Consider the following 25620-nt stretch of genomic DNA (forward strand, 5'->3'; position numbering starts at 1 on the left):
TGAGGGGGCATGATCCCCCCGTCCGCTCCTCGTGGGGGAGCGGACGGAGGCAAGGGCAAAGGTATGGGGGCGTGATCCCCCCCTTCCTCTCCCGCAGCGCGGGAGAGGAAGGGGGCTGGGGGAAGGTGAGGGCCGCCGAGCGTGCTCCGCAGCACAGGCTCCAAAACCGGATATTCCGCACCATTATCAAATCTTATCAAAAGCCCAGGTTTTTGATCACGCTCACAAATCAGCGATCATTGTCAGGGTGTGAAAGCTGGTCATTAATGAACTCGACCAAAAACTGAAATCGTTGCAAAGCCCCGGCAAAGGAGGTTACAGGGGTTTCCTCGAATGTCTATAGCCCTTGAATTTCGCGTGGAATGGGCAGGAAGTTACGAGAACGTAATGTGTAATTGCTACGAATCGTGTAGACAATACTGCGACAATATTGCTATCCTTTACTATAGTTCATCGTGTACAGATAAATAAAACTACATATTGTCGTAATTTTTTACATAACGATTCTACCATATACGAGCGGCGAGGAGCATGCTATAGTAGAGATCAGCATAATTCGGTTGCCGAGGTGCGCTATGGCTTCAACCAATGAATTACAATTTATGCCCCTCGACCTTGACACCTTTGCTGGCAGTGAGCGTTTTATGGCCGGAACACGGCTCGGTGCAGCTTTCAGTCAGGGTATGCGCTCGTATCTGCGGGCAGCGTATGCCGATGCGATTGAACACTTCAAGGCTGCTCTAATAGCTGCGTATGTCGATGGTGAGGAGCAAGCCCAGATTTTTGAGCGCGAGCGGGCCATTATCTATCTATACATTGGTAACTCCCTGGCATTTCAGGATCATTGGGAAGAGGCGTTACGCGAATATCTTGAGGCAGTGCAGACCGATCCACAACTGGCCGAAGCCCATTACAACCTGGGTGTTGCGTTTGCTGCTCTTGGTCAGATTGATCGGGCGATTGCCGCGTTCAAGGAGACCCTCGAATACAATCCCAATCTGTACGAAGCCCACTTTGCCCTTGGCCGTTGTTATCAGCGAATCGATGATGCTGGACGTGCCTATATCCATTTCAGCAGTGCATGTAATGCGCGTCCACAGGCTGCCGAACCTCGCTACTACTTGGGGTTGATGCACCAGAGTCATGGCGCCTATGAGCTGGCACAACGCTGTTTTGCTGAAGCATTACGGGTCGAACCGACGTTCGTTTCGCCCGAACCACTCCCCGACGAACCGTTGGTCAATCGTAGTGAGGAAGAAGTTGCGCAGTGGTACTACCGGTTGAGTCAGGCGCTCAAGCAGCAAGGCTATGAAGAGGAAGCCGAGCGAATTTACCGGGCATTGTTGCAGTGGCGTCCCCAGGAGCATGCAGCTCGCTACCTGCTTGGGAATTTGCTGGCCCGTCAGCGCCGCTTTGATGAAGCATATGCAGAGTACGAACAGGTACCCCCACAACATCGCCATTATGTCGATGCCCGTCTGCGGATGAGCGCCATCTTGCGTTTGCAGAAGAAACCAAAACAAGCTTACGAGATCCTCTTCGCCTGCGCACGTCTGCATCCACACCACGGTCAACTCTTTTTACAGATGGGTAAACTGCTCTACGATCTGGGGATGAATGCCCAGGCTGCCCGTGCCTTTGAGCGGGCGGTGCAACTCATGCCGACCGATGCCCAAGCCCATTACTTGCTCGGTTTTGTGTACAATACATTAGGACGGGATACGTGGGCGCTGGCGGCCTGGCGTAAAGCGGTGCAACTGGCCCCCGATGCTCACTCTCTGCGTTTTGATCTTGGCTACATGTACATTCGGCGTGGTCGTTACGACCTGGCAGCACGTGAGTTTCAGCAGGTTCTCGAACAGTGGCCAGACGATCTAGAGACCCAGTTTATGCTGGGGCTATGCTACAAAGAATTGCTTGAACCGACACGAGCCATTCCACTATTTGAAAAGGTATTGCGCCGCAATCCACGTCATGCGCAGGCTCTGTATTACCTGGGCGCCTGTTATCTGCAAATCGGCAATACGTCACTGGGGAAGGCCTATCTGCGTCGATATGATCATCTAGTTCGCCAGGCGTCAACGATGAATGGATCAACCCGGTCCCAACCGCTTCCGACGCGGCAGTTATCGTCGTAATTGGCAATGCTATGGTTCGTCGTTGTCGGTACACTGATAGAGAAATGAGGCGAACAACGCGCATAGAGGCAGTGGCATGCAACGAGTAGAGCTACGAATTCCATCAATTCCAATCTTTGAACGAGTAGTGCGGGCCAGCGCTGCTGAAGTGGGCAGTGCGGCTGGCTTTAGCCCCGAACAGGTCGAAGACCTTAAGCTGGCAGTGAGCGAAGCAGTCAATAATGCTATTGATCACGGTAATCGCGGTGACACAGCCAAGCTGGTGGGAGTAACGTTTGACATCGATGGGGAAAAGATCGAAATTCGGATCAGCGACCAGGGTGAAGGCATTGAGCGAATCAATGTCGCCCGGCGTGTGATTGATGATGAAACGCTTGAAGCTGGCTATCTCCGTGGTTTTGGTATGTATTTGATCAGTGCGTTGGTTGATGATTACGAAATCGAATCGTCCCAGCAAGGAACGGTGCTTACCCTTCGTCTGTATCGGAAGGAACCTCAACAATGAGCGACATCATTCGACGTGAAGAATTTGGTGACGTAGTGATCCTCCACATTCTAACGACCAGCGTTGATGCCATCTCTGCTGCTGCTATTGCCGCAGAATGTCGTGAGATGCGACCGATTACCGTGCTCGATTTTAGTGAGGTTTCGTTTATTAATTCGGCGGGTATTTCGGCGCTCCTTAAGTTTGTGGTGAGTGCCCGTAAGGCTGGGTATCAGCTTTTTGCCATGAATGTAACGCCTCACCATCAGAAAATTTTTAAGATGGTAGAAATGTCTCGCTATATGCCGACCATCGAAGAGCGTGACCTGGCTGCGTATCGTTAGGACGTTGTCAGTATTGATATCCCCAAAATAACAAATTCGTAACCTCTCGCTTGCTGGTTAGTGCTATGCTACTCTCAGCGCACTGGCATTAGCCATGTACCCCTTTGTGCATACGCATTCTCTGGTGCGATATGGTATGATATTAGAGCAATAGAGAATGAGGAGGCTTGCAATGGGTTTACGTAAACGCACTGGAAAAGTTGGCGTAGTAGGAACTGGTATGGTTGGTACATCCTTCGCGTATGCACTGATGCAGCGCAGTCTGGCCAACGAACTGGTGCTGATCGATGTAGACCACGCCCGCGCTGAGGGTGAGGCGATGGATCTTAATCACGGCTTACCCTTCGTGCGGCCCATGCGAATTTACGCCGGTAGCTATGACGACCTCAGTGGCGCCGATCTCATCGTAATTGCTGCTGGTGCTAATCAACGCCCTGGCGAAACCCGTCTTGATCTGCTGAGCCGCAACGCGGCTATCTTCCGTGACATCGTACCCCGCATTCTGGCAGTTAACGATGATGGAGTCATCGTTGTCGCTACCAATCCGGTAGATATTCTGACAACCATCGGTGCGCAACTGGCTGGCCCGGCAGCCCACCGTGTGATCGGTTCAGGAACCATCCTCGATACCGCACGGTTCCGCTATCTCCTCGGTCAGCATTATGGTGTCGATCCGCGTTCCGTTCATGCCTATATCGTCGGTGAGCATGGTGACAGTGAGCTGGCACTCTGGAGTCTGGCAAACATTGCCGGTGTCAGGCTGGTTGATTTTGTTGGTGCGAACGGTCAGGGGTACGATCAGGCTGCGCTTGATGCCATTCTTGAACAGACGCGCAATGCCGCTTACGAGATTATCAAGCGTAAACGGGCTACCTATTACGCGATCGGATTGGGCTTGCTGGCAATTGCCGAGGCGGTGCTACGCGATCAACATACCGTGATGACCATTAGTAGTCTGATGATCGGACAGTATGGAGTGAGCGGGATTGCTATTAGCCTGCCCACCATTGTTGGCCGCGACGGAGCTGAAGAAGTATTGAACTTGCCTTTATCCGATCAGGAAGTTGCTCTTTTTCAGCGTTCGGCTAACATCCTAAAAGAGAACCTGGCTCACGTTCAGTAGCACAAGGTAGTGTTCGTATCGTCGAGGAGAATGCGCTGTGCCACCCACAATAATGGTTGTCGAAGATGATGCCGCAACACGTCGTCTCTACCGATTCCTCTTACACAACAATGGCTACAACGTTATCGAAGCTGAAGACGGTGTTGATGCGCTGGAAAAGCTGGCCGTACACGATTGCGATGTTATCATTACCGACATGAACATGGCACGCATGGGTGGAATTGAATTGGTGCGCACGCTTCGCCAAAATCAATCTCAGGTGTATGTGATTATGGTCACCGCCTTTGGTACTCCTGATACTGAACGGAACGCATTTCGGGCCGGTGTTAACGAATATTTAACCAAGCCATTTGACTTCGATGAGCTTGAACGACGATTAGCAAACTATTTTGCCCGTCGTTCCCAAAGTGGATCGTAAGCATTCAGACGCTGTTTATACTATTAATAATACAGGCATGGTTCGCCTGGTCAATTTAGATCTCGGTGTCAATTCTGTCATCAGATGTGCGACTGCTGTAGGGTTACTGCAATCTCGCTCGATTAGACTCTTCTTGAAATGTCCGGTCTCCAGCCTCACCTGGATGTGTTTGAGGAGCCTCTCGTATGGCGGATTACGTAAATACTTCATCACCCCGCCCCCGCATCCTCATTGTGGACGATGAGATAAATATTCGTGAGTTTTGTCGCCTGTTACTTCGTCGTGACTACGATGTAGCCGCCGTTGAGCATGGTCTGTCGGCTATTGAGATACTGCGTGAACAATCGTTCGATCTGGTGCTGACAGATCTCCAAATGCCTCATGTCGATGGCATTGAGTTGGTGAAACATCTGCGCACCTTCTATCTACATACCGATGCCATCGTAATGACTGCCCATGCGACGGTGGAAACAGCCCGTGAAGCGTTGAAACTTGGTGCCCTGGATTACATTGCCAAACCGATAGATGCCGAGCAGTTGCAGAAAACAATTCGCACTGCAATCGAGTTGCAGCGTGTCCGACGCGAAAAAGAACGCCTTTCGGATTTAGTCCTGATGTATCAATTCAGTCAGGCGATTGCAACATCGCTCGACATTGAAGAACAGACTGCTCGTTTGATCGAGTTTATTGGTCGTCGTTTTACTCCAAGCCATATTGGTTTATCACTCATCGATTCTGATGGTGAGACACTGGTTACTCTTATTGGGCCTGATCCTGGGCGGCGGCTCACGCTAGCAGCAACGAGTGAAGAGGCACTGCGCATAGTCCATCGTCAATTGATAGATCGCCCCTCAGTCTCTCCTGATCGCTGGATTGAAGTGATATTGAGGAGCCGTGATCGGGCGATTGGTCTGCTCGATCTCGCGGTTAGAAATGAGCAACCACCGTTCGATGCTACTGACCGCCATCTAATAGAAGTCTTTGCCTCACAGATCGCCTCTGCACTCGACAACGCTCGTCTGTATCGCGCCCTCAAAGACCAATACGAGCAGATGATTGCCGCACTCGCCGGTGCTATCGAGGCTCGTGATGCGTATACCTACGGTCATTCTCGCCAGGTGACGCGCTACGCAGTGCGGTTGGCCCAAGAGCTGGGGTTGAGCGCCGATGACATCGAGCGTATTCACTATGCGGGTTTGTTGCATGACATCGGTAAGATTGGTGTGCCCGATGATGTGCTGCTCAAGCCAGGGCCACTCTCAGTACAAGAGGCTGCTCAAATGCGAGCCCATCCAGAGATCGGTATTCGCATCCTTGAGCAGATTCGCGGTTTACGCGACATCCTGCCGATTATCGCCGCGCACCACGAGCGTATTGATGGCACTGGTTATCCGTATGGCTTGCGCGGCGACGACATTCCACTTGGCGCCCGTATTCTTGCCGTAGCCGATGCCTTTGAAGCACTGACCGCTGATCGGGCGTACCGTCCGGCATTGTCGCCTGAACAGGCCCTGCAAATTCTTCAAGAAGGTCGCGGTACCCACTGGGATGCCCAAGTGGTTGATGTGTTTATTCGCTTAATGCAACGCGAACGTTTATGGGAGCAGGCACCACGATTACGACAGCCTGCCCGCTCACAGATACTGGTTGAGTTGAGTTAAGGACATTATTTGCTAGGGGCGGGTTGGGAAACCAGCCCTGCATGATGATTTGGTATGCACCTTCCAGATTCCAAAGTTGCCCATAGTAAAACGCTGTTTCCCTGATAGAACCCTGCTCCCTGGCACATACATAATACCTGTAAATGACAAGCTCTGCCCTGCACCGTTGTTCGTATGCCACTCGCGCCCGACCAGCGGCTCGACCTCGCCTGCGATCATTGCCTGATCCGGTTTCGTGTGGGCAAGCAAACGTTCACCTTTCGGAACAGTTATGACAGGGCGACAACCGCTGCAATCAACAGCGTAACCGAAAACATCGTTGTTGGCCTTCTCAAGACGCACCAATTCTGTCTTACCCCAACCATAGCCGCGTTCGCCGCCGAATTGCAAACGTGTTAGTGCGTTGCACCATTGCATATCTTTATGCGCGAACACATACCCGACCAGATAAACCGGATCGGCAGTATCGAGCGTGTGAGGCGAGAGAAATTCGACCTCGTGCAGCGACCCTTCAGCGGCTGAATGCGCCGGGTAGACCAGCGCAGTAGATTGATAACTGCTCAGGAAACGTCGGCGAAAGGTGCGTTCATCATCCCACGGCCAGACCACCTGATAGTCATTGCCCGATTGCAACGCCGGGTAGAAATAGGTGAACGCTAGCATCTCATTTACCTGCTTACCGACTTCTTGATAACCGTTCGAGTCGGTTGCCATTTGCGTTGCTGTCGCTGCCCTATCACGCACCAGGCGTTCGGTCAGCGCACCCCAAAAGGAGCGACCGGTGAGATAGGGGCGAGTGACCTGCACATTGCCAACCTTGCGCCAGCCGATGTGCAACGGTGAGCGCAAACGAAAAACAACGCGATACCCGATCCAGTTCATGACGATGCTCCTGGCGTCTCGCTTCCGCCCTTGTCACGCGCCTTCGCGCCGTAGCGAGCGTAAATCAGCATCTGTTCCAGCACCTCACGCGCCAGCAACAGGCGATCCAGGTCTTTTGTTACCTGTTCATTGATGAAGCGGAGTATCTCATTACTATTATTTGTTGGCGTCTGCCAACCGAACGGTAGACTACTTAACAGATTGAGCATTTCATCAACGACAACAGCGCCGTTCTCCTTCTCTCTGGCAAGCAAGTAGAGAAAGCAGGCATAGACCCCGTCTTCCTGAAGCACACCTAGTGCTTTGGTGATCGTGTTTTCGATGTCAGAAGCCTTCTTGTCCTTCGTCTTCTGGATGATAGTCTGTGCATATTTTGCAGCCAGGTAGTCAAGATTGATCGAAGTCGTGTTGGTCATAGTTGCTCCTCGCTTTACGGCGTTGTCACTCCTTCATCCGATGGTGACTGCGCGGCATTGGCCTGCTGACCATAATCCTCTTCCTGCGGTTGACCGACGATAGCGATCCGACCGAAGCCGCGTGTGCCCATACCGCCAACGCCCAGCCACTCGATCAGACGCAGACCGGCATCGAGTACGTCGAGGGGCGATTGCCAGACGGCATTGCCTGGCAGCGGATGACCCTTGCCGGTTTGCGAAATTTGACCGGGCGACCATCCGGCGTGATTTGCCCGATAATCATCCAGCACCACTTCAGCGGTTAGAAACGTGGCGCGGGGGATGGCTTCATAGGTGAAGAGCGCCTTATCCTCGGCAGCGCCGGTTTCGGGGTTGATACTCACCGAGGTGCGCACTTCGAGGTTGCTGTTGACGATATGGCTGAAGATGGACTCATGTACCAATGCGATCTTGTTCTCAATCGCATTCCAGCGCTCGGTTTGCCAATTGGTCGGCGCATTCACGGTGACCTGCCCGCCACTGTTGAGCATCAACCATCCCAGGTTGAGCGGATCTCGGCGCGCAAATGTTAACAGTGCCACCTCCTTTGCCCACCCATCGGGCACGTCCCTCACCTCAAAACCTGCCTCACGCAACCGCTCGACCGTGCCGACCCATACCGGTCCTACCAGTGAATGTACTGGGAAGAGCACAATGTGCGCGTCGAAGACGTTGACCACGCCGGAGTAGGCTTTGACGTCCTGTCCGTTATTGCTTTTCTTGATGTAGCCAAAGGTATAACACACTGGATTCTGCTCGGGATTGGTCACCGTGTCGTGCGTTTGACCGGCAGCTTCGGGCGTTCCATACAGTTGGGCAGCGTAAGAACGGGCTGCGCCGTGGAGACTTGTGCCAGGGATTTTCGGTACCCGTGTGCCCGGCTCGCGCACGATGCTGTTGTCCACGCGCCCCAGGCGGTAGCCGCCGGTACCGATATGCACCGGATCAAGTGTCATGAAGAGATAACGTCGTCGCTTGTAGATTGCCATAACCTCATTCCTCCTTGAGAATCTCCATGCGCAGTTCGAGCAGATCGGCCAGTTCACCACGCACACCAGCAGCGACAAACTGATCACGCATGTGCTGCGGTAGCGCCTTCCAATCCCATCCGGCGCCAGCCAGCGTGTCATGCACAAATTGCTTGAACACCGGATCGGTGACCGACGTGCCATTACGATCCCGTGCAAACCATTCCTCACGAGTCAACTCAATCGTGCGCACCACTTGATGGCGCTGAGTGGTGCTCAGGCACAGGAAAACCTCCCAGAGCCTATCGAACCGCTCCAGATCGTCGATGTAAAACGGTCGGGTGCGTCGGTTCGTCCGCCGTCCATTGGTATCATAGTGGATCTCAAAGCGGCGAGTGGTTGTATCAAGGAACTCGAAGTCAAACGTTGCTGGCGCGAACCATACCTGATCACCGACCTGCAACTCAGCGGCGTGAACCAGCCAGCCATCGCAACCCTTCCACAGATTGCGACTCTGGAAATACCGTTTGCGCGTCGTCGGTTCTACCTGATCGTCCAGAAAGACGTAAGGGTACCAGAGGTCTTCGGTCTGACCGTCGCCCATTAAAGCTGGAATATGCCAGGTCAGGCGCTGGTCATCCCGCTGCAAGGTTACTTCGTACCACTCAGCGAATTGACCCGCCTGGTCAGGCTGGAAGCGCGGGGGCAGCGAATCGCCTTGACTGACCATTTTCCGCGCACAGCACAATACTTCCCACACACCAGCTACCGTCTGGCGCTCCAGCATCGCCCGCCCGGCGTCGAGCACGGCACGCAGCGGGGTGGGGCGTGGCGCAAATACCACGCCCAGGTGCAGCGGCAGGCGATTCCGTACCTTGCCCATCTCGCGTTCGTACTTCGTCTTGATCTGGCGGATGATCTCCAGGGCCTTATCCGCCGGTACGAGCGCCATGAAGACCCGTGGTTCGGCGAGGAGGGGTAGGGCTGGAACAAAGGAACTGTCGGCAATCGGCACTGCATCCTGGCTGAGCGTGATGCTGTCTAGTTGATGACGCTTTCCGGTATCATCCGATGCTTCGATCAGAAAGGTCTCACCCTGTTTCAGGATATCCTGAACCTTTTTCAGACGCATAAGACTGTTCAAATAGTCCAGATTATCACAGGTGATAAAACATTTTCCGTCCCACAGCACACTAAGCCTGATGCCGCCGTGCAAGACCAGTTCATACGTGTGGTAAGGTGTTAGCGCTTGACTGTTCAGTCTCCCCTGAATCTCCAACCGTGGTCCGGCGCGCCCCACCACGCGACCGATCAGCGAGTCTGACAACCCGCCCGGCTCTACCGGTGCGACCTGCTGCCAGAACGCGCGTGTCGTTTCCCAGATTCGGCGCAGACGGGCAAAGGAGGGATTTTTGGAAACCTTGTCAGTGGTACGATTCTTATTATCTGGTTGACGAACAACCAGGGTGTGCACCAGATCACCCGCGAGCCAGCCGCTCAGATCGAACGCGCCGACGATGAGCGCATAGCGACCGTGGATATCAGTCAGGTCATCAATCCAGATAGTCGGATGATCACCACAACGCAGCGTGCCTACCCACTGCTGCGCTCGATCAGTACGTCGCTGTTCGCATGTATCACAGACCTTGCGCTCCTGCGCTTTGGGATCGGGTCCTTGCGGACGCAGACCGCAGACAGTGCATACTTCGGCATTCTGACCACGCCAGAGTGTTTCGAGCCATTGAGGGTCAGTAGTTTCACGTATGTCCCGTTTGAGATGGTTCACAATCGGTGGCAACTCCTGTGGAGCCGGCTGACCCTTCCACGGCTTGTCATCCAGATAGAGTTCAGGCACACGTTCGTGCCGTATGGCGAGACATGGATTATTCTTTACCGTTCCGGCAGCAAACTCATTTTGAATAAGCGTTCTCAGAGTCTCTGTATTAACTTGAGACTTATCCAGCAAATTCTCAATGTCCGGCACGACAAAGACCGATCCATTCTCGTCGCGATACACTTCCAGACCTAGTGGGTAGGTCTCTTCAATCAGCGTCTGCACCCGGTTCAACGCATCGGTCAACAGCTCGCGGCGCGCCAGTACGTCGGGAATACGCGAGGCTGAAAGCAGGTATTGTAGGCCGTCAACGCGAATACTCAGTAAGCGCCAGGAAATATCCGATGGCTTGCGTTGTTGATTGGTAAGCACACATCGAGCCAGTTCAGCCTTGTAAAGCGCAGCGACAATCGAAGACCAGTCCCACAGGGTGACTTCGTTGATTGGCCGTCGGGTGTCGCCTGGCGCACCTCGGAATTGCAGATATAGTTCGTATATAAAGTCTTTCCTTGGTCTACCAAATTGAGAAATAACTTGTACCAGCTTGTTATCGAGTGAACTTACCCCAGAAAATGTAAAGCCAAATGGACTGACTATCTCTTTCGAACTTCCTCCATCTGCTGCATCTTCCTTTTCCAGGTGGGCAACTGCGTGAGCATGACCTAGTGTCCCCGCCAGGTATACCAGGCTGTTGCCGAGAATTGTTTGAAAACCACTGTAGTTATCAGAGACGAGCGGTCGGCCCCAAAGAAGTATTTCAAGAAAATTTTCATTTCCAATACCCGCAAGTATGATAGCTTTATTTGGAAGTGATAGATTATGTCTTTGTAGAGTTTTCCACAACGCTGTCGGATGTAATGCTTCCTGGAGGCGAGCACACTGACCGCGATTTGTCGTAAGACACGACCAGTACCGCAATGTTGGTAGATCAGTATCAGAGAATACAGCCTTGTGAGGATTGACGCGGGGCTTTCCTTGACATTGATTAGCGTTGAATCCTACACCATCGGGTTGATAGAATGCATCGGCGCACTTTCCCATATCATGCACCCACGCTGCCACCTCTGCCAGTAGCAGATTATCCCGTGCTGTAACCAATGTATTCAAATCATAGCTCATGGGCCTGTTCCTCTGATGACCTGCCACAATTGCCGATAGGCATCGAACACAACCAATTCACTGTAGAGGTGCAGCAGCGCTGCGCTCCTTACCGTAATGCGTTATGTTACACTACGCACAACACCTCCACACACCGCGCCGGTTCGTCTTCACGCCTGGCGCGACGTGCTGCCATTGGATTCGGACGGCGGCAGCATTACAGCGCGGTCTTCAGCCAGTGTTCTACCTCCGCTGCCAGATTACTCAGCCGTTTACCCTTCAGAGAAAGCGTCTGCGTAGCGATGCGTATCTCGCCATCCACCAGGTCATCTGCGGCTATGCCGAAGCCGCTGCTGGTCTTCGCGCCAAAGCCATAGGTGCTCAGCATCGCCTGAATGCCCTGCGCAACGACCACGAGGTCGTCGGCGCTCTGCTGCGCATCGACCGCCGTGCCGGTTGGCACATAGAGCAGCATCAACGCACCCTGTGCGCCAGCGGGTACGCATTCCAGCAAAATCGGACCACGTGCGCCAACCCCCTTTTCCCGGTCGTGCGGGTTGATCACCTCCAGACCGAGGCGGTCGAAGAAGGTGGGGAAGAACTGCACAAACCCGGCGTGAAATGCCTCTTCCTCACCCTTAACGTTGCCGAACAGCCGCACCATCTGCGAGTCGTTCGCTTCTTGCTCCAGGGTGGTATACCCGCGCATCTGACGCAGCGCAGCGCGCAGGGCACCTTTCCATCCCGACGGCGCAATGTAGGGAACATCAAAAACCCACTCCTTCTTCACCGGATTTTCTAGCAGGTGAAAGAGACGGTCGTCTCTGCTCAGATATGGCTTGCTCAGGGTGAAGGTCAGACGCAGCGCCCATGCTCCAGGTGGGAGGGTTGCCAGGTCAGGCAGCGTTGGCTCCAGACCGAGTTGCTGCATTGTAGTGCGTTGGCGGGCAAGGAATGCTGCGGCGTCCCGTCCAACCCACAGGCGGTAACCGCCAGCCTGTGTGCGGGTGCCACTGCGGGCACGTTCGAGCTGGGGCGTGATCATTGCCTGCGCCAGCACTGCCAGCCGTGCAGTCGGGTCACGCAGCAAGCGCAGATCACCCCAGCGCTTTGGCAGCTCCTGCGTCTCGCCGGCGAGCCATTGCAGCGCAAATGCCTGCACAGTGCCATCCTGAAGAGCATAAGGAAAGTGAGCATGGAATTCGTAACTCATTGAAGCGCCTCGATTGCTGCAATAATCGATGCAAAGTTCTGTTGCAAGAGACTATCATCCATGTCTGCTAGCACCGTCTCGGCGAACACCGGCGGTGACGTATGCATCCGAAGCACGGCTGCGTACAGGCGCACATAATCTTTGGCTTCTGAGAGAGGCGGAAAGCCGTTCTTTTGCAGCAGCGCCGGTATTTCTTGGGTCACTTTTTGAATGATAACCTGTCCGTTTACATTCACATTCTGCCTTTGTGCTAGTATATTGGCTACATTTGGATCAAACGCCAGTCGCAACACCAGATCGTCGATGGTGCTTTTAGTAAAACTGGTATCCCAGCGATAGTCATTGTCAGCGATATGAACGGCAATATGAAAGTTAAGACTGGCCGATTTCCAAGCATAAATATTCTTGTACAATGGCAACGGTGCAAACTGGGGAACTTCGTTGATGTTACTCTTACGAAATACCTGAATCATGCCATCTCTAACACTTTGAACGATCCGCTCGTAGGTTTCTCCATCGTCCAGGTCACGTAAAATAAGCGCCCGAACTGGTTGTAAGTTTAAGCTGAATCTAAGCTTTTGTTGAAGTTGTCGGTTGATGTTTGTCTTACCTCCACACTCAACGACGTTCAGGGAATAATTTGGTAACAAGGTTCTAAGCTTATCGATAACCTTTCTTTCGGTTTGACCTTCAGCAAAGATGTGAATCTCAATCTTCATGGACTTCCTCACGAAGATGAAACTGAAGCGGCAAATCAACATTTTCCAAAATACGTGGATCGAGACCGGCCTCTAACCAGGCAGTCAGCGTGTCAATGTCGCCCCACGCTGACTTCAACACGCCATCGCGCAGATTCAGGCGAAACGCCAGCGTTTGTTCGGGCGGTAAGATGTCGTGCTGGAGCATGCGGGTAAGATGGGCGATGACTTCCAGGCTTTGGGTGGTGATGAAGACCTGGATGGGCTTGTCCTTCAAAAGATGGACAACAACATCGAGCAATCGGCCCAGGGTTGCAGGGTTTTGAAACACCTCTGGTTCTTCCCACAACATCATTCCCGGATGGGATTCATCTACTGTTGCAGCAAGTGCAACCAGATGGGCAATGAGCTTAAATGCGTGACGGGCGCCATCACCGAATTGATCGATTCCCAATGGTGTTTGACCACGGAACCGCACATAACCGGTGCGTCCATGCTGGTTATCGGGCGCATCAGTGACCTCAATGGTTGCTTCCTTCAGCGACGGGAATATCTCTGCCATACGTTCAGCAATGTGCTCGTGCCAGTCGGGAACGGTGTTGTATGCCCATTGAGCAAAGGACGTGGTCAGATGAGAGCTGGCAGCGACGGTATCGTAGAACATCACCCGTGCTGGATCAGGCATTGATCCGTGCGTTGTCCAGACGGCAAGCCGATCAAGCGGGTGTTGTAGCTTCCAGCGGTACACCCAGTCCGGCTCCCAGAGATAGTACCAGTGCGCATCGCCTGGCTGAATGCCAGACTCAGCAAACGTTGGCGGAATCATACTGGCGTCGAGCGCTTTTGGTTGGGGCAGACTGAAGAGGGCAATCTGGGCAAGGTCTGCCTGCTCGAAGGCATAGATGTCTTTTTCACCCCATTCCGGTAGCGGAGGTTCCAGACGAAACTCCGCCCATGGCACATCCGGCGCACGAACGTCCTTCTTTAGTAAGTCGAGGCGCACTGCTATTCCCCGTTCTCGCGTAAGCGTGGCCGGATTGTCCTGCCACTCGCCACGTTTGCCGTGACGCTGGCGTAAACGCTGGAACGGCGGATGCCCTGAGAAATCGTGCGCCAGTGCCGTTCGTGCAGGGAGTGTACCAGTCTCGTCTGGCAAGAGATCATCCCGAATAAAGATCGCAGGACGCCCACATGTTGCACTCAGGTACAGGAGTTCTAACAGTGCTGTTTTGCCACTATTATTCGGACCAATGAGCAGGTTCACTTTCCGTAGACGATCAATGTGTCCCTGCCGAATACCGCGAAAGCGGTGAATCATGATGCGTTCGATCATAGCTACTCCCGTAGTTTGTTGCTAAAAAGGTTCCAGGCCGCGATCAGTGAAGCAAAGACCTGACGGAGCTCGTCATCTGACGTATATTTGACCACATCTCGCGCAAACCACACATGCGATCTGCGATACTGGAAAGCGGTAATGTAAGCATACAGCCATGATTTGGCATGTGTCCATGAATATCCGTTCGATACCATGAGATTGGTGAACTCAATCTCAGCTTTGTGCAAAAGTTGTTGGCAACTCTGCCCCTCAGCAACTATCCTGCTAACAACCTGTTGGTTAATATTGGAATTTTGCAAGATGTTCAGGATATATCCATCAAAATCACATCTTGAAATTCCTGGAACTTCGGCATTCGAGATGTGGAGCACGAGATGCAGGTTGTTTGCTTGATACTCAAAAATATTATTTGTATTTGCATGCTGACTGAACGAAATGTTTTGCCAGAAATCGTTAGTGTCACGCTGTTGAAGATCGCGCAAGAATTGGTCTTTCCGATCTAGGGGGCTAGGACTATCCTCCTGATCGAGCATGAACAGCACATTGCCACCAGTGCCTTGCAACGCGAGTAGCGGGTTTGCTCTGGTGAGAATATCCACTACCGCATCATACCCCTCACGCTGGCGAATGCCTGAAGGTAGTCGAGAAGTCAAACCGTTATGAAGAATCCCTTTCTGGTATAAAACATTGCCCACCTCACGTTCGGTAGCGCCTTCAGCAATAATCAAGACTTCCGCAGGACTCACGGCCTGACCTCTCGCACACGCAGAAAACGTGCTAGCGGCGAGATCAGTTCATCTTCGCCAGTCGTGCGCGGATCGCCAAACAATTCCATCCAACTTCCAATCGACTCACCTGGAAACGTCTGAACTTGCAAGGTTCCCCCTACGAGCTGCAATCGTAGCGTACAGACATCGGATGGGTTGAGCGACGTCTGTTGCTCAGGTTCTCTCATTGCAAGCGCAAGCCATGAAAGCACTTCCAGGCTTTGGGTAGACAAGAAAACCTGCACAGCCTTTCCTGCCACCAGCCGGGCAACTTCATCGAGCAACCGACCAAGAGTGGCAGGGTGCATAAACAACTCCGGATCTTCCCACAAGAACAATCCCGACTCGTGCTGTTCGGCGCGGTCAACCAGGGCGATGAGGGCAGCCAGCACCTTGAACGCATGACGGGCGCCATCGCCGAACTGATCGATCTCAATCGGCAGGGTTCGGTTGGGAAGTTCCAGGTACCCGCCCCAGGTCGTGCCGGTTGGGGTCGGTTTCACGTTCACTCGTACTCCGGCCATATCCGGAAATACCCGCGCCATGCTCTGCGCGATGCGCTCTTCCCACTTGTTCACCGTGCGATAGCACCGTTGCGCAAAGGCGCCTTCAAAGTGGGCATGGGCGGTGTGAAAATCAAAGAAGAGCACATGTGCTGCCGCGCCGTCGCCAGCCTCTGCCCATATTGCCAGTCGATCCAGGGGTTGAGTATCGTTCCAGCGATACACCCAGCGTTGATCCCACACGTAATGCCAGCGCTGCGAGGGGTGCTCTGGACGATGGGTGTTGAGGAGCGTTGGGATGAACTCCGGCGGCGCCTGGTTCGGCTGACTGAGCGAAAACAGGACTGCGTGTTGCATGTCGGTTTTGCGAAACCGGTCTGGTGCTTCAGCAGCCAGACGGAATCGGTGCAACGGGTGTGTTGCCGGAAGATCGGGAAGCTCCAGATCCAAAGCCTTTTCTTTGTCTAGATCAATCACGAAGGAATCCGTCTCACGCACCGCATAGCCATGGCGTTGACGTAGCCGTTTGGTGGGCGAATGCGCCAAAAAATCTCTTGCGACGAGGGTTGTCGCCGCGTGAACGGGAGGCTCAATGGTTTCGGTGATGAGCTGGCAGGTTCGTCTGCTCAAGCCGCCCAGGTAGAGTAGTTCCAGCAGCGCGGACTTGCCGCTATTGTTCGGACCGATCAAGACGTTGAATGCCCGTAGATTTTGGATCACGCCCTCGCGAATACCACGAAAGCGGTGGATGGTCAGAGATTGAAGCATTGCAGTGCCCCCTATAGCAGTTGCCGCACATCCTGAGTTGTTCGCGGACGTTGTTGGGTCAGTGTCCCCTGTACATTCAACGTCTGATTCCAGGTTGTTGCGTTACCTAACGTCTGCGTCAGCATACTCGCTGTTTGCGATTGTGCAGGCAACCACGCCCAGCCGTGAACGCACCACCGGTTATTACCGGGGTCGAGGTATGCCCATGTTGCTACTATTCGTCCTCGTTGACGATTGGGAAGTGCAGCGCCGAATATCGTTTGCTCATCAGCACGATTCCATTTTTGACCAAACCGCCATGCGTTTTTCAAAGCTGGCGTTACCGGTACGATGTTGTAGTGCTGTACCAATGGTTGCACCTGAATGCTAACGCGACTTATCCCTGGGATGTTTGTCCACCAGCCCGGCTGCCTAGGAGTGAAATCGAACCGGAAGAACAGGAATTGCCGCAGATCAGGGTCGGCACTCGCGCTCTGTGATACTGAAATCGTATTCCAGTTCGCCTGCTTTGCCACGGCAAGCACATCTTCACGATTATCTATACGAAATGCACCGTACCCAAGCTGTGGTTTAGCGCCTAGGCTTCCCCACTGTTCCAAAAATAGGAGCAGCGCCGCAATCCGCTGTACTGCCTCTGGATCGCCAGTCAGTCGTAAAGTGAACGTACCCATACGCCCTGGCGGCAAAAACCAGCCTCGCGTGCGATCAGGGGGGCGGATGTTGAGTGGTTGCGCATCCTTCCAGATAGGTTGCGTCTGATCATTAATGATCGTCAGACGAAACCGTCGCCGCCAGCCGGTCGCGCCAAAGACCTGGCATGCATCGCACAGTCCAGCATCGCGCAGACGTTGCAATGGAGTGCTGGCTGATGATTTCTGATACTTTTCAGCGTCGAAGGTGCACTTGCTCTGACTCGGATCGCATGCCTCACCGCCCAACCCACGCACAATCGCTTCATACCACCAACGCATGCTGCCAATCAGTCCGCTTTCGTGCAGCCGGTCGGTCGTTCCCTCCACACCGCCGGTCCAGAAGGGGGTCAGGGTTGTGATCTGCACATCCATTGCTGTTGTCCAATGTTGTTTTACATCAATAGCAGTATGCTAGGAAATTGTACTGATTCCACCATTCAAACCTTTTGGTTTATCAGAAAAATTCTCGGATCGGGAGGTATTAAGATAGTGAACTCAAGATACTGTGACAGCAAATGATACCACACGATCAAAGAATTTTTCAACGTCTTCTTTTTAATCGCCGCTTCACCGGAAATAGATGGAAGAACGTGACGATTTGTTATCCATGCGATCACAACAATCTCCGTCGCACGCAGTCTGGGAACGTTTGGAAGTACGAGGTCGTCATCGGCGTCAGAGGCACATGTGTCCGGCTAAGAACCTATCCGCAACAGCGCGGGAAATAACGGCAGCGAAGGTTGCTCCGTGCTGGTACGAACCGCAGAGGTATCGGGATGCGCCGATGGCCGAGCGGGGATCCCCAATTGCGACGGTCAATGTCCAGCATGACGACGCAACGCACAATAGATTCGAGGCGTCACACCTATATCCGCCAATGGTGGAGAGACGGTTCGCGAACTACCCCTCTACGATGGGCACGGCATCTTCCTGATAGCCAATGCGGGTTATTCATCTTAGAGCCTGATCACAAACCCGGATTTCTTATTGGGAACGTACCAAGCCTAGACAACCGTTGTGTTGAGGGGCCAACGTTTTGTTCCTCCATCCGCCGCACGTTCCCGCTGCTGAGCGTGCGGCGCTAGGCGCTGCGGGCGGCCCTCACCCCTAACCCCTCTCCCGCGCTGCGGGAGAGGGGTGATCTGGTTGGTGAACTCGGTATCGTTGAAAGACTCAGCACAGAGTCGCCGCTGCTACGCTAATCTCTCCCCTAGTGGGAGCGGAAGGGGGCTGGGGGGAAAGGGAGGGCCGCCAGGCGCTGCGGGTGGCCCTCACCCCCAACCCCTCTCCCGCGCTGCGGGAGAGGGGTGATCATTCGGATAGGCTCTTAACGTACACTTATGAGTCTTCGCGCTGAGTCTATAAATTGAAAATCGGTTGTTGACAAACTACGTTACCGATATAGTCACGCTCTTTGGTCACAACTTGACGCTCATCCCTGGCGAAGAGTATAATCCGCTCGGTTACCTGCTATCAGTTGGCCGATCTTCTCCTGAGCGAAATATCAGATTCTCTTCAGCCACCTGCTATGCAAGTTTCGTTACCATGGCAGTTAGGTAGGTAAACATTTGTAATAATTGCAACCGGTGCCACCAAGGGAGTTTCTGCATGACACAACGGATTTTTGCTGTATTGGGCTTGTTTGTGCTGACGGCCTCGCTGCTGATCTGGCCACGATCTGGCGCCGCTCAGATGGGCGTACCCGACACGTATCCACCGTATCAGGCGCGCTATTTTCCTGAAACCGGTCATAGCGCGGTCAACTGGTTTTTAGAGACCTGGAAGAATACACCGAATGCCCTGTTTGTCCTTGGTTATCCGATCTCGGAACCGTTTATTGAAGAGAGTTTTACCGAGCCAGGGAAGTTCTACCGCGTCCAATATTTCGAGCGGGCGATTCTGGAAGAGCATCCCGAAAATTTCGGGATCCAAAATAATCGCTTCTACATCCTGGGTCGTTTGCTCGGTCGGCGGTTGGTTGAAGGTCGTGAGAATGAGCCACCGTTCCAGAGAGTTGCTAACCCTGGTGACGGTACGTGGTTTGCCGAGACAGGGCATACGTTACGTGATAGTCCGGCGCCATTCCGAACCTTCTGGTTGCGAAATGGTGGTCTGGAAGTGTTTGGCTACCCGCTCTCCGAGCAGTTCCAGGAGCGGAATCAGGCAACCGGCGAGGTCTACTGGGTGCAGTATTTTGAGCGCCAGCGCATGGAGTGGCATCCAGATGAACCTGATCCGCGTTATCGCATTTTGCTCGGTTTGTTAGGCAATGAGTACCGTGATCTCAAGCATCGCACTAATCCCGCTTTCAATTACCGCACGCCTGATCAATCATTACCACGACCGTTCATCTATGGCTTCAATGCGCACCTGTACGGTCAGGGTACCGCCTGGCAGGATCGGAACCGGGTGTTGCAAATGAGCCGTGACGCCGGGGTTTACTGGATTCGACAGCAAGTGCGCTGGATGGATCTCCACGACCGTTCAGGTGCAATTTATTGGGCGGAGCTTGATGACATTGTGGCCGATGCTCATCGTCAGGGTGTGAATTTGTTGTTGAGCATCGTTGCTTCGCCATCCTGGGCAACGGCCAATGGTAGCCACGGGATGCCACGTCGTGAAAACTTTAAAGACTTCGCCTATTTTGTGGGCGAGATGGCGAAGCGTTATAAGGGACGAGTACAGGCTTACGAAATTTGGAATGAGCAGAATCGCGCTTGTGAGAATGGTGGTGACTGCGCACGTGATGGCGGAGTTGGCGGACGAGTAGCCGATGCGAGCTACTATGTCGATCTGCTCGAAGTGGCTTATAAGGCGATTAAAGCCAATGACCCAATGGCCATTGTGGTCAGTGGTGCGCCGACCAGTACTGAAACGAATAACCCAAATATTGCGTTGAGCGATACGTCGTATGTGCGCTCAATGGCTTCAAATCCAAAGTTCCGGGCGAATGTTGATGCAATTGGTGTGCATCCCGGTGGTCATTACAATCCGCCCGACACACTCTGGCCCGATCGCCCTGGCCCCGGCCCGCAGTGGCGTACCAGCCGTGAGTTCTACTTCCGTCGGGTCGAAGACATTCGCAATATCCTGGTCGAAAACGGTCTGGCTGATAAACCGATCTGGATTACCGAGTTTGGTTGGGCGACGCGCAACAATACACCAGGGTACGAGTACGGTAATTCGATCTCATTTGAGCAACAGGCCGAATGGATTACCCGCGCATTTCAGATCGGTCGCCGTGAATATGCACCATGGGTGGGAGCGATGTTCCTCTGGAATCTGAACTTCGCAGTACCGTGGCGCGCACAGGGCAATGAACTCCACGAACAGGCATCGTTTGGCGTGATTAACGGTGACTGGAGCCCGCGTCCGGCATGGTTTGCAATTCAGGCTATGCCGAAGGATTAGTGAGCAGGAATGAGCAGGCAGTGGCTCCAATGATCTGCACGTGCCACTCGTCTTTGAACTGAGAGGGTCTTATGGGTATGTCTCGTATTTTAATCAAACGAATGCGGCGCTGGTCTGCACTCTTCCTTGTGTTGATGATAGTTGCCGCATTTCTGGCGGCCTGCGGCGGCGGAACGGCTAATCCACCCGTCAGTAATGTGCCGACGGCGGCGATTGTCGCAACTCCTGATACGTCAACTCCGCCTACCCCTGTACCAACTATGGCACCTACCCAGCCAACGGTGGCGCCAGTTGAGCCAACCGCAACCCCAGTTGCGCCAACACCAGTGCCAATTAACCCCGATTACCTGGAGTTCGGTGTCGTTGGTCATCTCTACTACACGGATCGCGATCGTGTGCTGCAACTGACGAAGAATGCCGGCTTTGACTGGTTCCGCCAGCAGGTGGTGTGGATGGATATTGAAGACCCGGTCAAGGGTATTTACGGTTGGGATGAACTAGATCGGATTGTTGAGGCAGTTAACCGGTTTGGCATTAAGCTGCTGGTCAATGTGGTGCGCTCACCTACCGCCTATAACGCAACCAATGGCCTACCCGATGATCCCGAAACCCTGGCGAACTTCCTTGAGCAGATGGTTCGTCGCTATGGCAATAAAATTCACGCCTACGAAATTTGGAATGAGCCGAATCTGGCGGTAGAGAATGGTGGCGAGATTGTGCCAGAGGATGTCGGGCATTATGTCGAAATTCTGAAGGCTGCCTATACGCGCATTAAGTCGCTGAATCCGGATGCTTTAGTGCTGGCAGCAGCTTCGTCGTCGAGTGGGGTGACCAATCCGTCTATTGCGCTTTCTGATCAAGAATTCTATCGCCTGATGTACACCTACAACAACGGCGAAGCCCGTAACTACTTCGATATCCAGGCAGTGCATCCAGGTGGTGCGGCTAATCCGCCTGATACCCTCTGGCCTGATAATCCGAGCTATATCCCCGGTTGCAAGCCAGCTCCCGATCGCTGCTGGAACGACCACGAAACCCATTACTTCCGCCATGTAGAAAATGTTCGGAAGTGGATGGAGCAGTATGGTATGGGCGACAAGGAGATCTGGATTACCGAGTACGGCTGGGCAACTCCAAATAACACGCCGGGCTACGAATTTGGTAACTATGTGACCCCGGAACAGCAGGCAGAGTACATCCGCTCGGCGATGTTGCGCGTTTACGATAACTATCCGTTCGTCGGAAATATGTTCCTCTGGAACATCAATTTCGCCGTGCTCTGGGGTGAGCAGGGTAATCCCAATCACGAACAGGCTTCATTCGCTATTCTCAATCCTGATTGGAGCCCTCGTTTGTCTTATTTGCGTGCACAAGATACCATTGCCCAGATCAAGATGTGGCAGGGTCGCTTTGTTGCGCCGTGAGCGGACGTCCGAGAAATCCCTATTGACGATGCCGTTCTGTTATCTCCTCCTTCCTCTCCTATTCTGGCAGGGGAAGGAGGTAGTTGTGTCTGATGTGCCCATGACCTATACACGTACACGTACACGGTGACTGATTCTGCACCGTGTGTTCAGGCGCACGGGTGGAAACGAACACTCGCAGCATCCGTTCAGGTCGGAGCAATCTGCCTACCTCGGCGGGAACATTCTGTACCTGCCTTTACCTCGCCTTTTTTCTCACCATGTGAGAGAAGAAAGAGGACTCGCGTGAAGGCGAGTGGTCTTCCATGCAGTCATTTTGTGTGCGACAGACGGCATCGGCAACCCCCAACCCGCTGCTTGTGGAGGAGGTGGAACCTGCCCCTACCGTGTGCTGACGGATGTGATTGGCGCACTACCGAGGGGGCTGGTCGCAGACCACTGTTGGCACAGGAAACTACTTCGTTTACGAACGTTTATCTTCCCTCTCTCCTCACTGCTACTCGGTCGAATGAGAACTCTGAAAAGACTTATCTGCTCCTGCGCACTTTCCCTTTCTCCCTCACTATCGCCTACTTTTTATGGTATACTACACACATAGCAGCCACTTCTAAAAGAATTTCCTATCAAAACCCTGGATAAGCGGCCTCGATGGCCGTAGGAGTGCGGAATGAACCGTGCTGAACTAATCGCAGAGCTGGAGCGCATTCTTGGCCCACGCGGCGTCGTGACAAATCCTGATGCGCTGTTGACCTACGATGCCGATGGTTGTGTGATGGATACTCACGAGCCGCACGTTGTGACGTTGCCAACGAGTGCTGAGCAGGTGGCAGCAATTGTACGACTGGCTGCACGTGCTGGTATGCCGATTGTCCCGCGCGGCGCCGGCACCGGGCTTGCTGGTGGCGCAACACCGATGCAGGGTGGTATTGTTATCTCCACAGCCCGCATGGATAAGATTTTACAGGTTGATACTGCGAATGGACGTGTTCTGTGTCAACCTGGGGTGATTAACTGGGAGTTATCACAGTATCTGAAATCGTTTGGGTATCAGTTTGCCCCTGATCCATCCTCCCAAAAAGCCTGTACTATTGGTGGGAATATCGCTAATAATTCCGGGGGCCCACACTGTCTGAAATATGGTATCACGGCTAGCCATGTGCTGGCAGTGCAAGTTGTGTTACCCGATGGTTCAATCATCTGGACTGGTGATGGTAGTGCGTATGCCGCGGGGTACGACCTTACCGGTGTGATTACCGGTTCTGAAGGGACGATTGGTTTCGTTACTGCCGCCTGGTTGCGCTTGACCCGGCTTCCTGAAGCAGTACGGGTTGTGCTGGCGCTCTTTCCCGATATTGCCGGTGCTTCAACGACAGTATCACAGGTGATTGCTACTGGCTTGTTGCCCGCCGCGCTCGAGATCATGGATCGGCTGGCAATCAAGGCGGTGAACGACATGTATAAGCTGGGTCTCCCCGAAGCTGCCGGCGCTGCGCTGCTGATCGAAGTTGATGGCGTGGAAGATGGTCTTGATGAGTTGTTGAATGATATTACCGCTATCTGCTGGCGGAATGGAGCGATTGATGTTCGCCCGGCCCGCACGTTGGCCGAGCAGAATCAGGTCTGGGCAGCCCGCAAGAATGCCTTTGGCGCGATGGGACGGCTGGCGCCAACTTACTATCTGGTTGATACGGTGGTACCGCGCACCAAATTACCGCAGACAATGGATGAGGTTGGGCGCATTTCTCGTGAGTTTCGGTTGCCGATTGCCAACGTGTTTCACGCTGGCGATGGTAACCTCCATCCGATCATTCTCTTTGATCGTCGTGATCGCTCGCAAAATCAGCGTGCGCTTGAAGCGGCAACCAGTGTGATGAAGGTAAGCATTGATTTTGGTGGAGTGATCAGCGGTGAACACGGAATTGGGGTTGAGAAGCAGGATTACATGACGCTGCTCTTTTCGACGGATGATCTGGCAGCAATGGCCGGTCTCCATCAGAGTTTTGACCCGCACGATCTGTTTAATCCCGGTAAAGTCTTTCCCAAGGGGCGTGGCTGCGGTGAACTGGCGGCTCTGCGCCGTTCGGGTGTGGCCTGGAGTGCTTTGAAGTCGAGTTGAAGCAGATGAATAACGCATTGTTACGCGCCGATCTGGAATCGTTAGTCGGTGAACAGTACGTTAGAGAGCATCCTACCGGATACTATATCTATGGTCAACAGCCGTTGTTGAGTGTTGCACCTGGCTCGCTTGAGGAAATGGCGCAGACGGTTGCCCGGCTGGCTGCCGAACACGTTGCGATTGTTCCCTGGGGTGGTGGCACACAGCAGAGATGGGGTCGTCCACCGTCACGTCCTTTCGCCGTACTCTTAACCGGTCGCCTGAACCGTATTCTCGACTATACACCCGATGATCTTACCATCTCGGTTGAAGCCGGTATGACGCTGGGTGCGCTCAGTGCTGCATTAGCAGCGAATGGCCAGATGTTGCCGCTTGATGCACCGTTGCCTGATCGGGCAACAATCGGTGGTTTATTGGCAACGGCAATGGACGGTCCCCGACGTTTGGGGTATGGCTCAGCTCGCGATCTGCTGATCGGGATTCGGGTGGTGGAAGCGACCGGACGCATCTCGAAAGCTGGCGGGATGGTAGTAAAGAATGTGAGCGGCTTCGATATGATGAAGCTCTATCTCGGCAGTTTTGGGACGCTGGCAATCATTGCCTCGGCCAATTTCAAGCTGATACCGCAACCACGTTCCGCTGCCAGTATTCTCTGTCGGGCCGCAACGCCAGAACCATTGTGGAAGTTAGTGAATGCTATCGCCTCCAGTCAACTAACCCCGGTTGCAGTGGAATATCTTGAGGGGATTGATCTTGCTGATACGCCGTTTGCATTGGCCGTGCGCAGCGAAGGATTAGCCGCAGCCGTTGAGCGCCATGTTCGCGATGTCACTACGTTTGCTACACAGGTTGGGGTGCAGGCTGAACCATTGCGCGACGAAGCCCATATTCGGCTATGGGAAGCTATCAATGATATACCACAGACAGCATCGGTTGCGGCTGATGAGCTAGTTGTGCGTGTTACCTGTCTTCCTGCCGCGCTGAGTAGTGTGCTGGCTGCGGCGCGAACTGCTGCACAGCACGCCACTGTATCGTTGCAGGCGGTTGCCCGCGCCATAAACGGTATTGCTTACCTGCGAGTGCGCGGTTCAGTTTCTCAGTTGCACGAGTGGCACACTGCCGTATTACAGGCTGCACCGCAAACAATGGTCCTCGCTGCCCCCACCTCGCTTGTGGATGAGGTGCCAGCGTTTGGCACTCAGATCGCTAATCTCGAGGTGATGCAGCGGATTAAGCAAGAATTCGATCCTGAAAATCTGCTGAATCCCGGACGTTTTGTCGTCTGAA

General features: G+C 53.5%; 20 protein-coding genes. 10 read left to right on the plus strand and 10 right to left on the minus strand.

The genetic code is table 11. From position 1 onward, the window contains the following. Nucleotides 1-575: 575 nt before the first annotated feature. The 6 genes from JE47_RS0108130 (at nucleotide 576) to JE47_RS0108155 (ending at nucleotide 6168) form a co-directional block, all read left to right on the plus strand. On the plus strand, nucleotides 576-2138 hold the full coding sequence (locus JE47_RS0108130) for a tetratricopeptide repeat protein (RefSeq protein WP_031459276.1): 1563 nt from the start codon (nucleotides 576-578) through the stop codon (nucleotides 2136-2138). 76 nt (nucleotides 2139-2214) lie between these two features. Then, a complete protein-coding gene (locus JE47_RS0108135; RefSeq protein ID WP_031459277.1) occupies nucleotides 2215-2643 on the plus strand; it encodes an ATP-binding protein in 429 nt (142 codons plus the stop codon). Beyond that, on the plus strand, nucleotides 2640-2966 hold the full coding sequence (locus tag JE47_RS0108140; protein WP_028458743.1) for an STAS domain-containing protein: 327 nt from the start codon (nucleotides 2640-2642) through the stop codon (nucleotides 2964-2966). The genes JE47_RS0108135 and JE47_RS0108140 overlap by 4 nt, the downstream gene beginning before the upstream one ends. A gap of 172 nt (nucleotides 2967-3138) precedes the next feature. After that, nucleotides 3139-4089, plus strand: coding sequence for an L-lactate dehydrogenase (locus tag JE47_RS0108145; RefSeq protein WP_031459278.1), 951 nt, complete (start codon nucleotides 3139-3141; stop codon nucleotides 4087-4089). Between the two features lie 37 nt (nucleotides 4090-4126). Beyond that, nucleotides 4127-4507, plus strand: a complete 381-nt coding sequence (locus JE47_RS0108150) for a response regulator transcription factor (RefSeq protein WP_035419213.1) — start codon at nucleotides 4127-4129, stop codon at nucleotides 4505-4507. A gap of 185 nt (nucleotides 4508-4692) precedes the next feature. Continuing rightward, entirely contained in the window at nucleotides 4693-6168 is a 1476-nt protein-coding gene (locus tag JE47_RS0108155) for an HD domain-containing phosphohydrolase (protein WP_031459280.1), read from the plus strand. Between the two features lie 12 nt (nucleotides 6169-6180). On the opposite strand, the gene JE47_RS0108160 is transcribed toward JE47_RS0108155, so the two are convergent. From JE47_RS0108160 to cmr1, 10 genes are all read right to left on the minus strand, one after another. After that, nucleotides 6181-7050 carry a hypothetical protein gene (locus tag JE47_RS0108160; protein WP_035419215.1) on the minus strand — a complete coding sequence of 290 codons (870 nt, stop codon included), beginning with the start codon at nucleotides 7048-7050 and terminating at the stop codon, nucleotides 6181-6183. Then, nucleotides 7047-7466: a hypothetical protein gene (locus JE47_RS0108165; RefSeq protein WP_031459282.1), complete on the minus strand. Its 420-nt coding sequence runs from the start codon at nucleotides 7464-7466 to the stop codon at nucleotides 7047-7049. The genes JE47_RS0108160 and JE47_RS0108165 overlap by 4 nt, the downstream gene beginning before the upstream one ends. A 14-nt stretch (nucleotides 7467-7480) precedes the next feature. Then, nucleotides 7481-8494: a type III-B CRISPR module RAMP protein Cmr4 gene (cmr4, locus tag JE47_RS0108170; RefSeq protein WP_031459283.1), complete on the minus strand. Its 1014-nt coding sequence runs from the start codon at nucleotides 8492-8494 to the stop codon at nucleotides 7481-7483. Between the two features lie 4 nt (nucleotides 8495-8498). After that, on the minus strand, nucleotides 8499-11426 hold the full coding sequence (locus JE47_RS0108175) for a hypothetical protein (RefSeq protein WP_035419217.1): 2928 nt from the start codon (nucleotides 11424-11426) through the stop codon (nucleotides 8499-8501). Nucleotides 11427-11622: 196 nt separating this feature from the next. Continuing rightward, entirely contained in the window at nucleotides 11623-12618 is a 996-nt protein-coding gene (locus JE47_RS0108180) for an RAMP superfamily CRISPR-associated protein (RefSeq protein WP_051871102.1), read from the minus strand. Next, nucleotides 12615-13337, minus strand: a complete 723-nt coding sequence (locus JE47_RS0108185; protein ID WP_031459286.1) for a hypothetical protein — start codon at nucleotides 13335-13337, stop codon at nucleotides 12615-12617. The genes JE47_RS0108180 and JE47_RS0108185 overlap by 4 nt, the downstream gene beginning before the upstream one ends. Beyond that, the gene (locus JE47_RS0108190; RefSeq protein WP_031459287.1) at nucleotides 13327-14649 is read right to left on the minus strand and encodes an AAA family ATPase; all 1323 of its coding nucleotides are present in this window, start codon (nucleotides 14647-14649) and stop codon (nucleotides 13327-13329) included. The genes JE47_RS0108185 and JE47_RS0108190 overlap by 11 nt, the downstream gene beginning before the upstream one ends. 2 nt (nucleotides 14650-14651) lie before the next feature. Then, complete coding sequence (locus tag JE47_RS0108195; RefSeq protein WP_031459288.1) at nucleotides 14652-15398, minus strand: hypothetical protein; 747 nt, start codon at nucleotides 15396-15398, stop codon at nucleotides 14652-14654. Beyond that, nucleotides 15395-16690, minus strand: coding sequence for an ATP-binding protein (locus tag JE47_RS20985; protein WP_051871103.1), 1296 nt, complete (start codon nucleotides 16688-16690; stop codon nucleotides 15395-15397). The genes JE47_RS0108195 and JE47_RS20985 overlap by 4 nt, the downstream gene beginning before the upstream one ends. Nucleotides 16691-16701: 11 nt before the next feature. Continuing rightward, nucleotides 16702-17754 carry a type III-B CRISPR module RAMP protein Cmr1 gene (gene cmr1, locus JE47_RS20990; RefSeq protein ID WP_031459290.1) on the minus strand — a complete coding sequence of 351 codons (1053 nt, stop codon included), beginning with the start codon at nucleotides 17752-17754 and terminating at the stop codon, nucleotides 16702-16704. Nucleotides 17755-18990: 1236 nt separating this feature from the next. Between cmr1 and JE47_RS0108210 the strand changes: the two genes are divergently transcribed. The 4 genes from JE47_RS0108210 to JE47_RS0108225 all read left to right on the plus strand — a co-directional run bounded on the left by JE47_RS0108210 (nucleotide 18991) and on the right by JE47_RS0108225 (nucleotide 25619). After that, a complete protein-coding gene (locus JE47_RS0108210; RefSeq protein ID WP_031459291.1) occupies nucleotides 18991-20793 on the plus strand; it encodes a cellulase family glycosylhydrolase in 1803 nt (600 codons plus the stop codon). 77 nt (nucleotides 20794-20870) lie between these two features. Continuing rightward, nucleotides 20871-22217, plus strand: coding sequence for a hypothetical protein (locus JE47_RS0108215; protein WP_442856918.1), 1347 nt, complete (start codon nucleotides 20871-20873; stop codon nucleotides 22215-22217). A 667-nt stretch (nucleotides 22218-22884) separates the two neighbouring features. Next, the gene (locus tag JE47_RS0108220; RefSeq protein ID WP_031459293.1) at nucleotides 22885-24333 is read left to right on the plus strand and encodes an FAD-binding oxidoreductase; all 1449 of its coding nucleotides are present in this window, start codon (nucleotides 22885-22887) and stop codon (nucleotides 24331-24333) included. Between the two features lie 5 nt (nucleotides 24334-24338). Continuing rightward, the gene (locus tag JE47_RS0108225; protein WP_031459294.1) at nucleotides 24339-25619 is read left to right on the plus strand and encodes an FAD-binding oxidoreductase; all 1281 of its coding nucleotides are present in this window, start codon (nucleotides 24339-24341) and stop codon (nucleotides 25617-25619) included. The last annotated feature ends 1 nt before the right edge of the window (nucleotide 25620 follow it).

Origin of the sequence: Chloroflexus sp. MS-G, assembly GCF_000735195.1 — a bacterium.
GTDB lineage: Bacteria > Chloroflexota > Chloroflexia > Chloroflexales > Chloroflexaceae > Chloroflexus.

Bases quoted from the DNA above. Each gene is read 5' to 3' on its own strand.
- JE47_RS0108160 (WP_035419215.1), bottom strand. From the start codon at position 7,050: ATGAACTGGATCGGGTATCGCGTTGTTTTTCGTTTGCGCTCACCGTTG.
- JE47_RS20985 (WP_051871103.1), bottom strand. From the start codon at position 16,690: ATGCTTCAATCTCTGACCATCCACCGCTTTCGTGGTATTCGCGAGGGC.
- JE47_RS0108165 (WP_031459282.1), bottom strand. From the start codon at position 7,466: ATGACCAACACGACTTCGATCAATCTTGACTACCTGGCTGCAAAATAT.
- JE47_RS0108190 (WP_031459287.1), bottom strand. From the start codon at position 14,649: ATGATCGAACGCATCATGATTCACCGCTTTCGCGGTATTCGGCAGGGA.
- JE47_RS0108175 (WP_035419217.1), bottom strand. From the start codon at position 11,426: ATGAGCTATGATTTGAATACATTGGTTACAGCACGGGATAATCTGCTA.
- cmr1 (WP_031459290.1), bottom strand. From the start codon at position 17,754: ATGGATGTGCAGATCACAACCCTGACCCCCTTCTGGACCGGCGGTGTG.
- cmr4 (WP_031459283.1), bottom strand. From the start codon at position 8,494: ATGGCAATCTACAAGCGACGACGTTATCTCTTCATGACACTTGATCCG.
- JE47_RS0108210 (WP_031459291.1), top strand. From the start codon at position 18,991: ATGACACAACGGATTTTTGCTGTATTGGGCTTGTTTGTGCTGACGGCC.
- JE47_RS0108180 (WP_051871102.1), bottom strand. From the start codon at position 12,618: ATGAGTTACGAATTCCATGCTCACTTTCCTTATGCTCTTCAGGATGGC.
- JE47_RS0108145 (WP_031459278.1), top strand. From the start codon at position 3,139: ATGGGTTTACGTAAACGCACTGGAAAAGTTGGCGTAGTAGGAACTGGT.
- JE47_RS0108130 (WP_031459276.1), top strand. From the start codon at position 576: ATGGCTTCAACCAATGAATTACAATTTATGCCCCTCGACCTTGACACC.
- JE47_RS0108185 (WP_031459286.1), bottom strand. From the start codon at position 13,337: ATGAAGATTGAGATTCACATCTTTGCTGAAGGTCAAACCGAAAGAAAG.
- JE47_RS0108155 (WP_031459280.1), top strand. From the start codon at position 4,693: ATGGCGGATTACGTAAATACTTCATCACCCCGCCCCCGCATCCTCATT.
- JE47_RS0108225 (WP_031459294.1), top strand. From the start codon at position 24,339: ATGAATAACGCATTGTTACGCGCCGATCTGGAATCGTTAGTCGGTGAA.
- JE47_RS0108215 (WP_442856918.1), top strand. From the start codon at position 20,871: ATGTCTCGTATTTTAATCAAACGAATGCGGCGCTGGTCTGCACTCTTC.
- JE47_RS0108135 (WP_031459277.1), top strand. From the start codon at position 2,215: ATGCAACGAGTAGAGCTACGAATTCCATCAATTCCAATCTTTGAACGA.
- JE47_RS0108220 (WP_031459293.1), top strand. From the start codon at position 22,885: ATGAACCGTGCTGAACTAATCGCAGAGCTGGAGCGCATTCTTGGCCCA.
- JE47_RS0108140 (WP_028458743.1), top strand. From the start codon at position 2,640: ATGAGCGACATCATTCGACGTGAAGAATTTGGTGACGTAGTGATCCTC.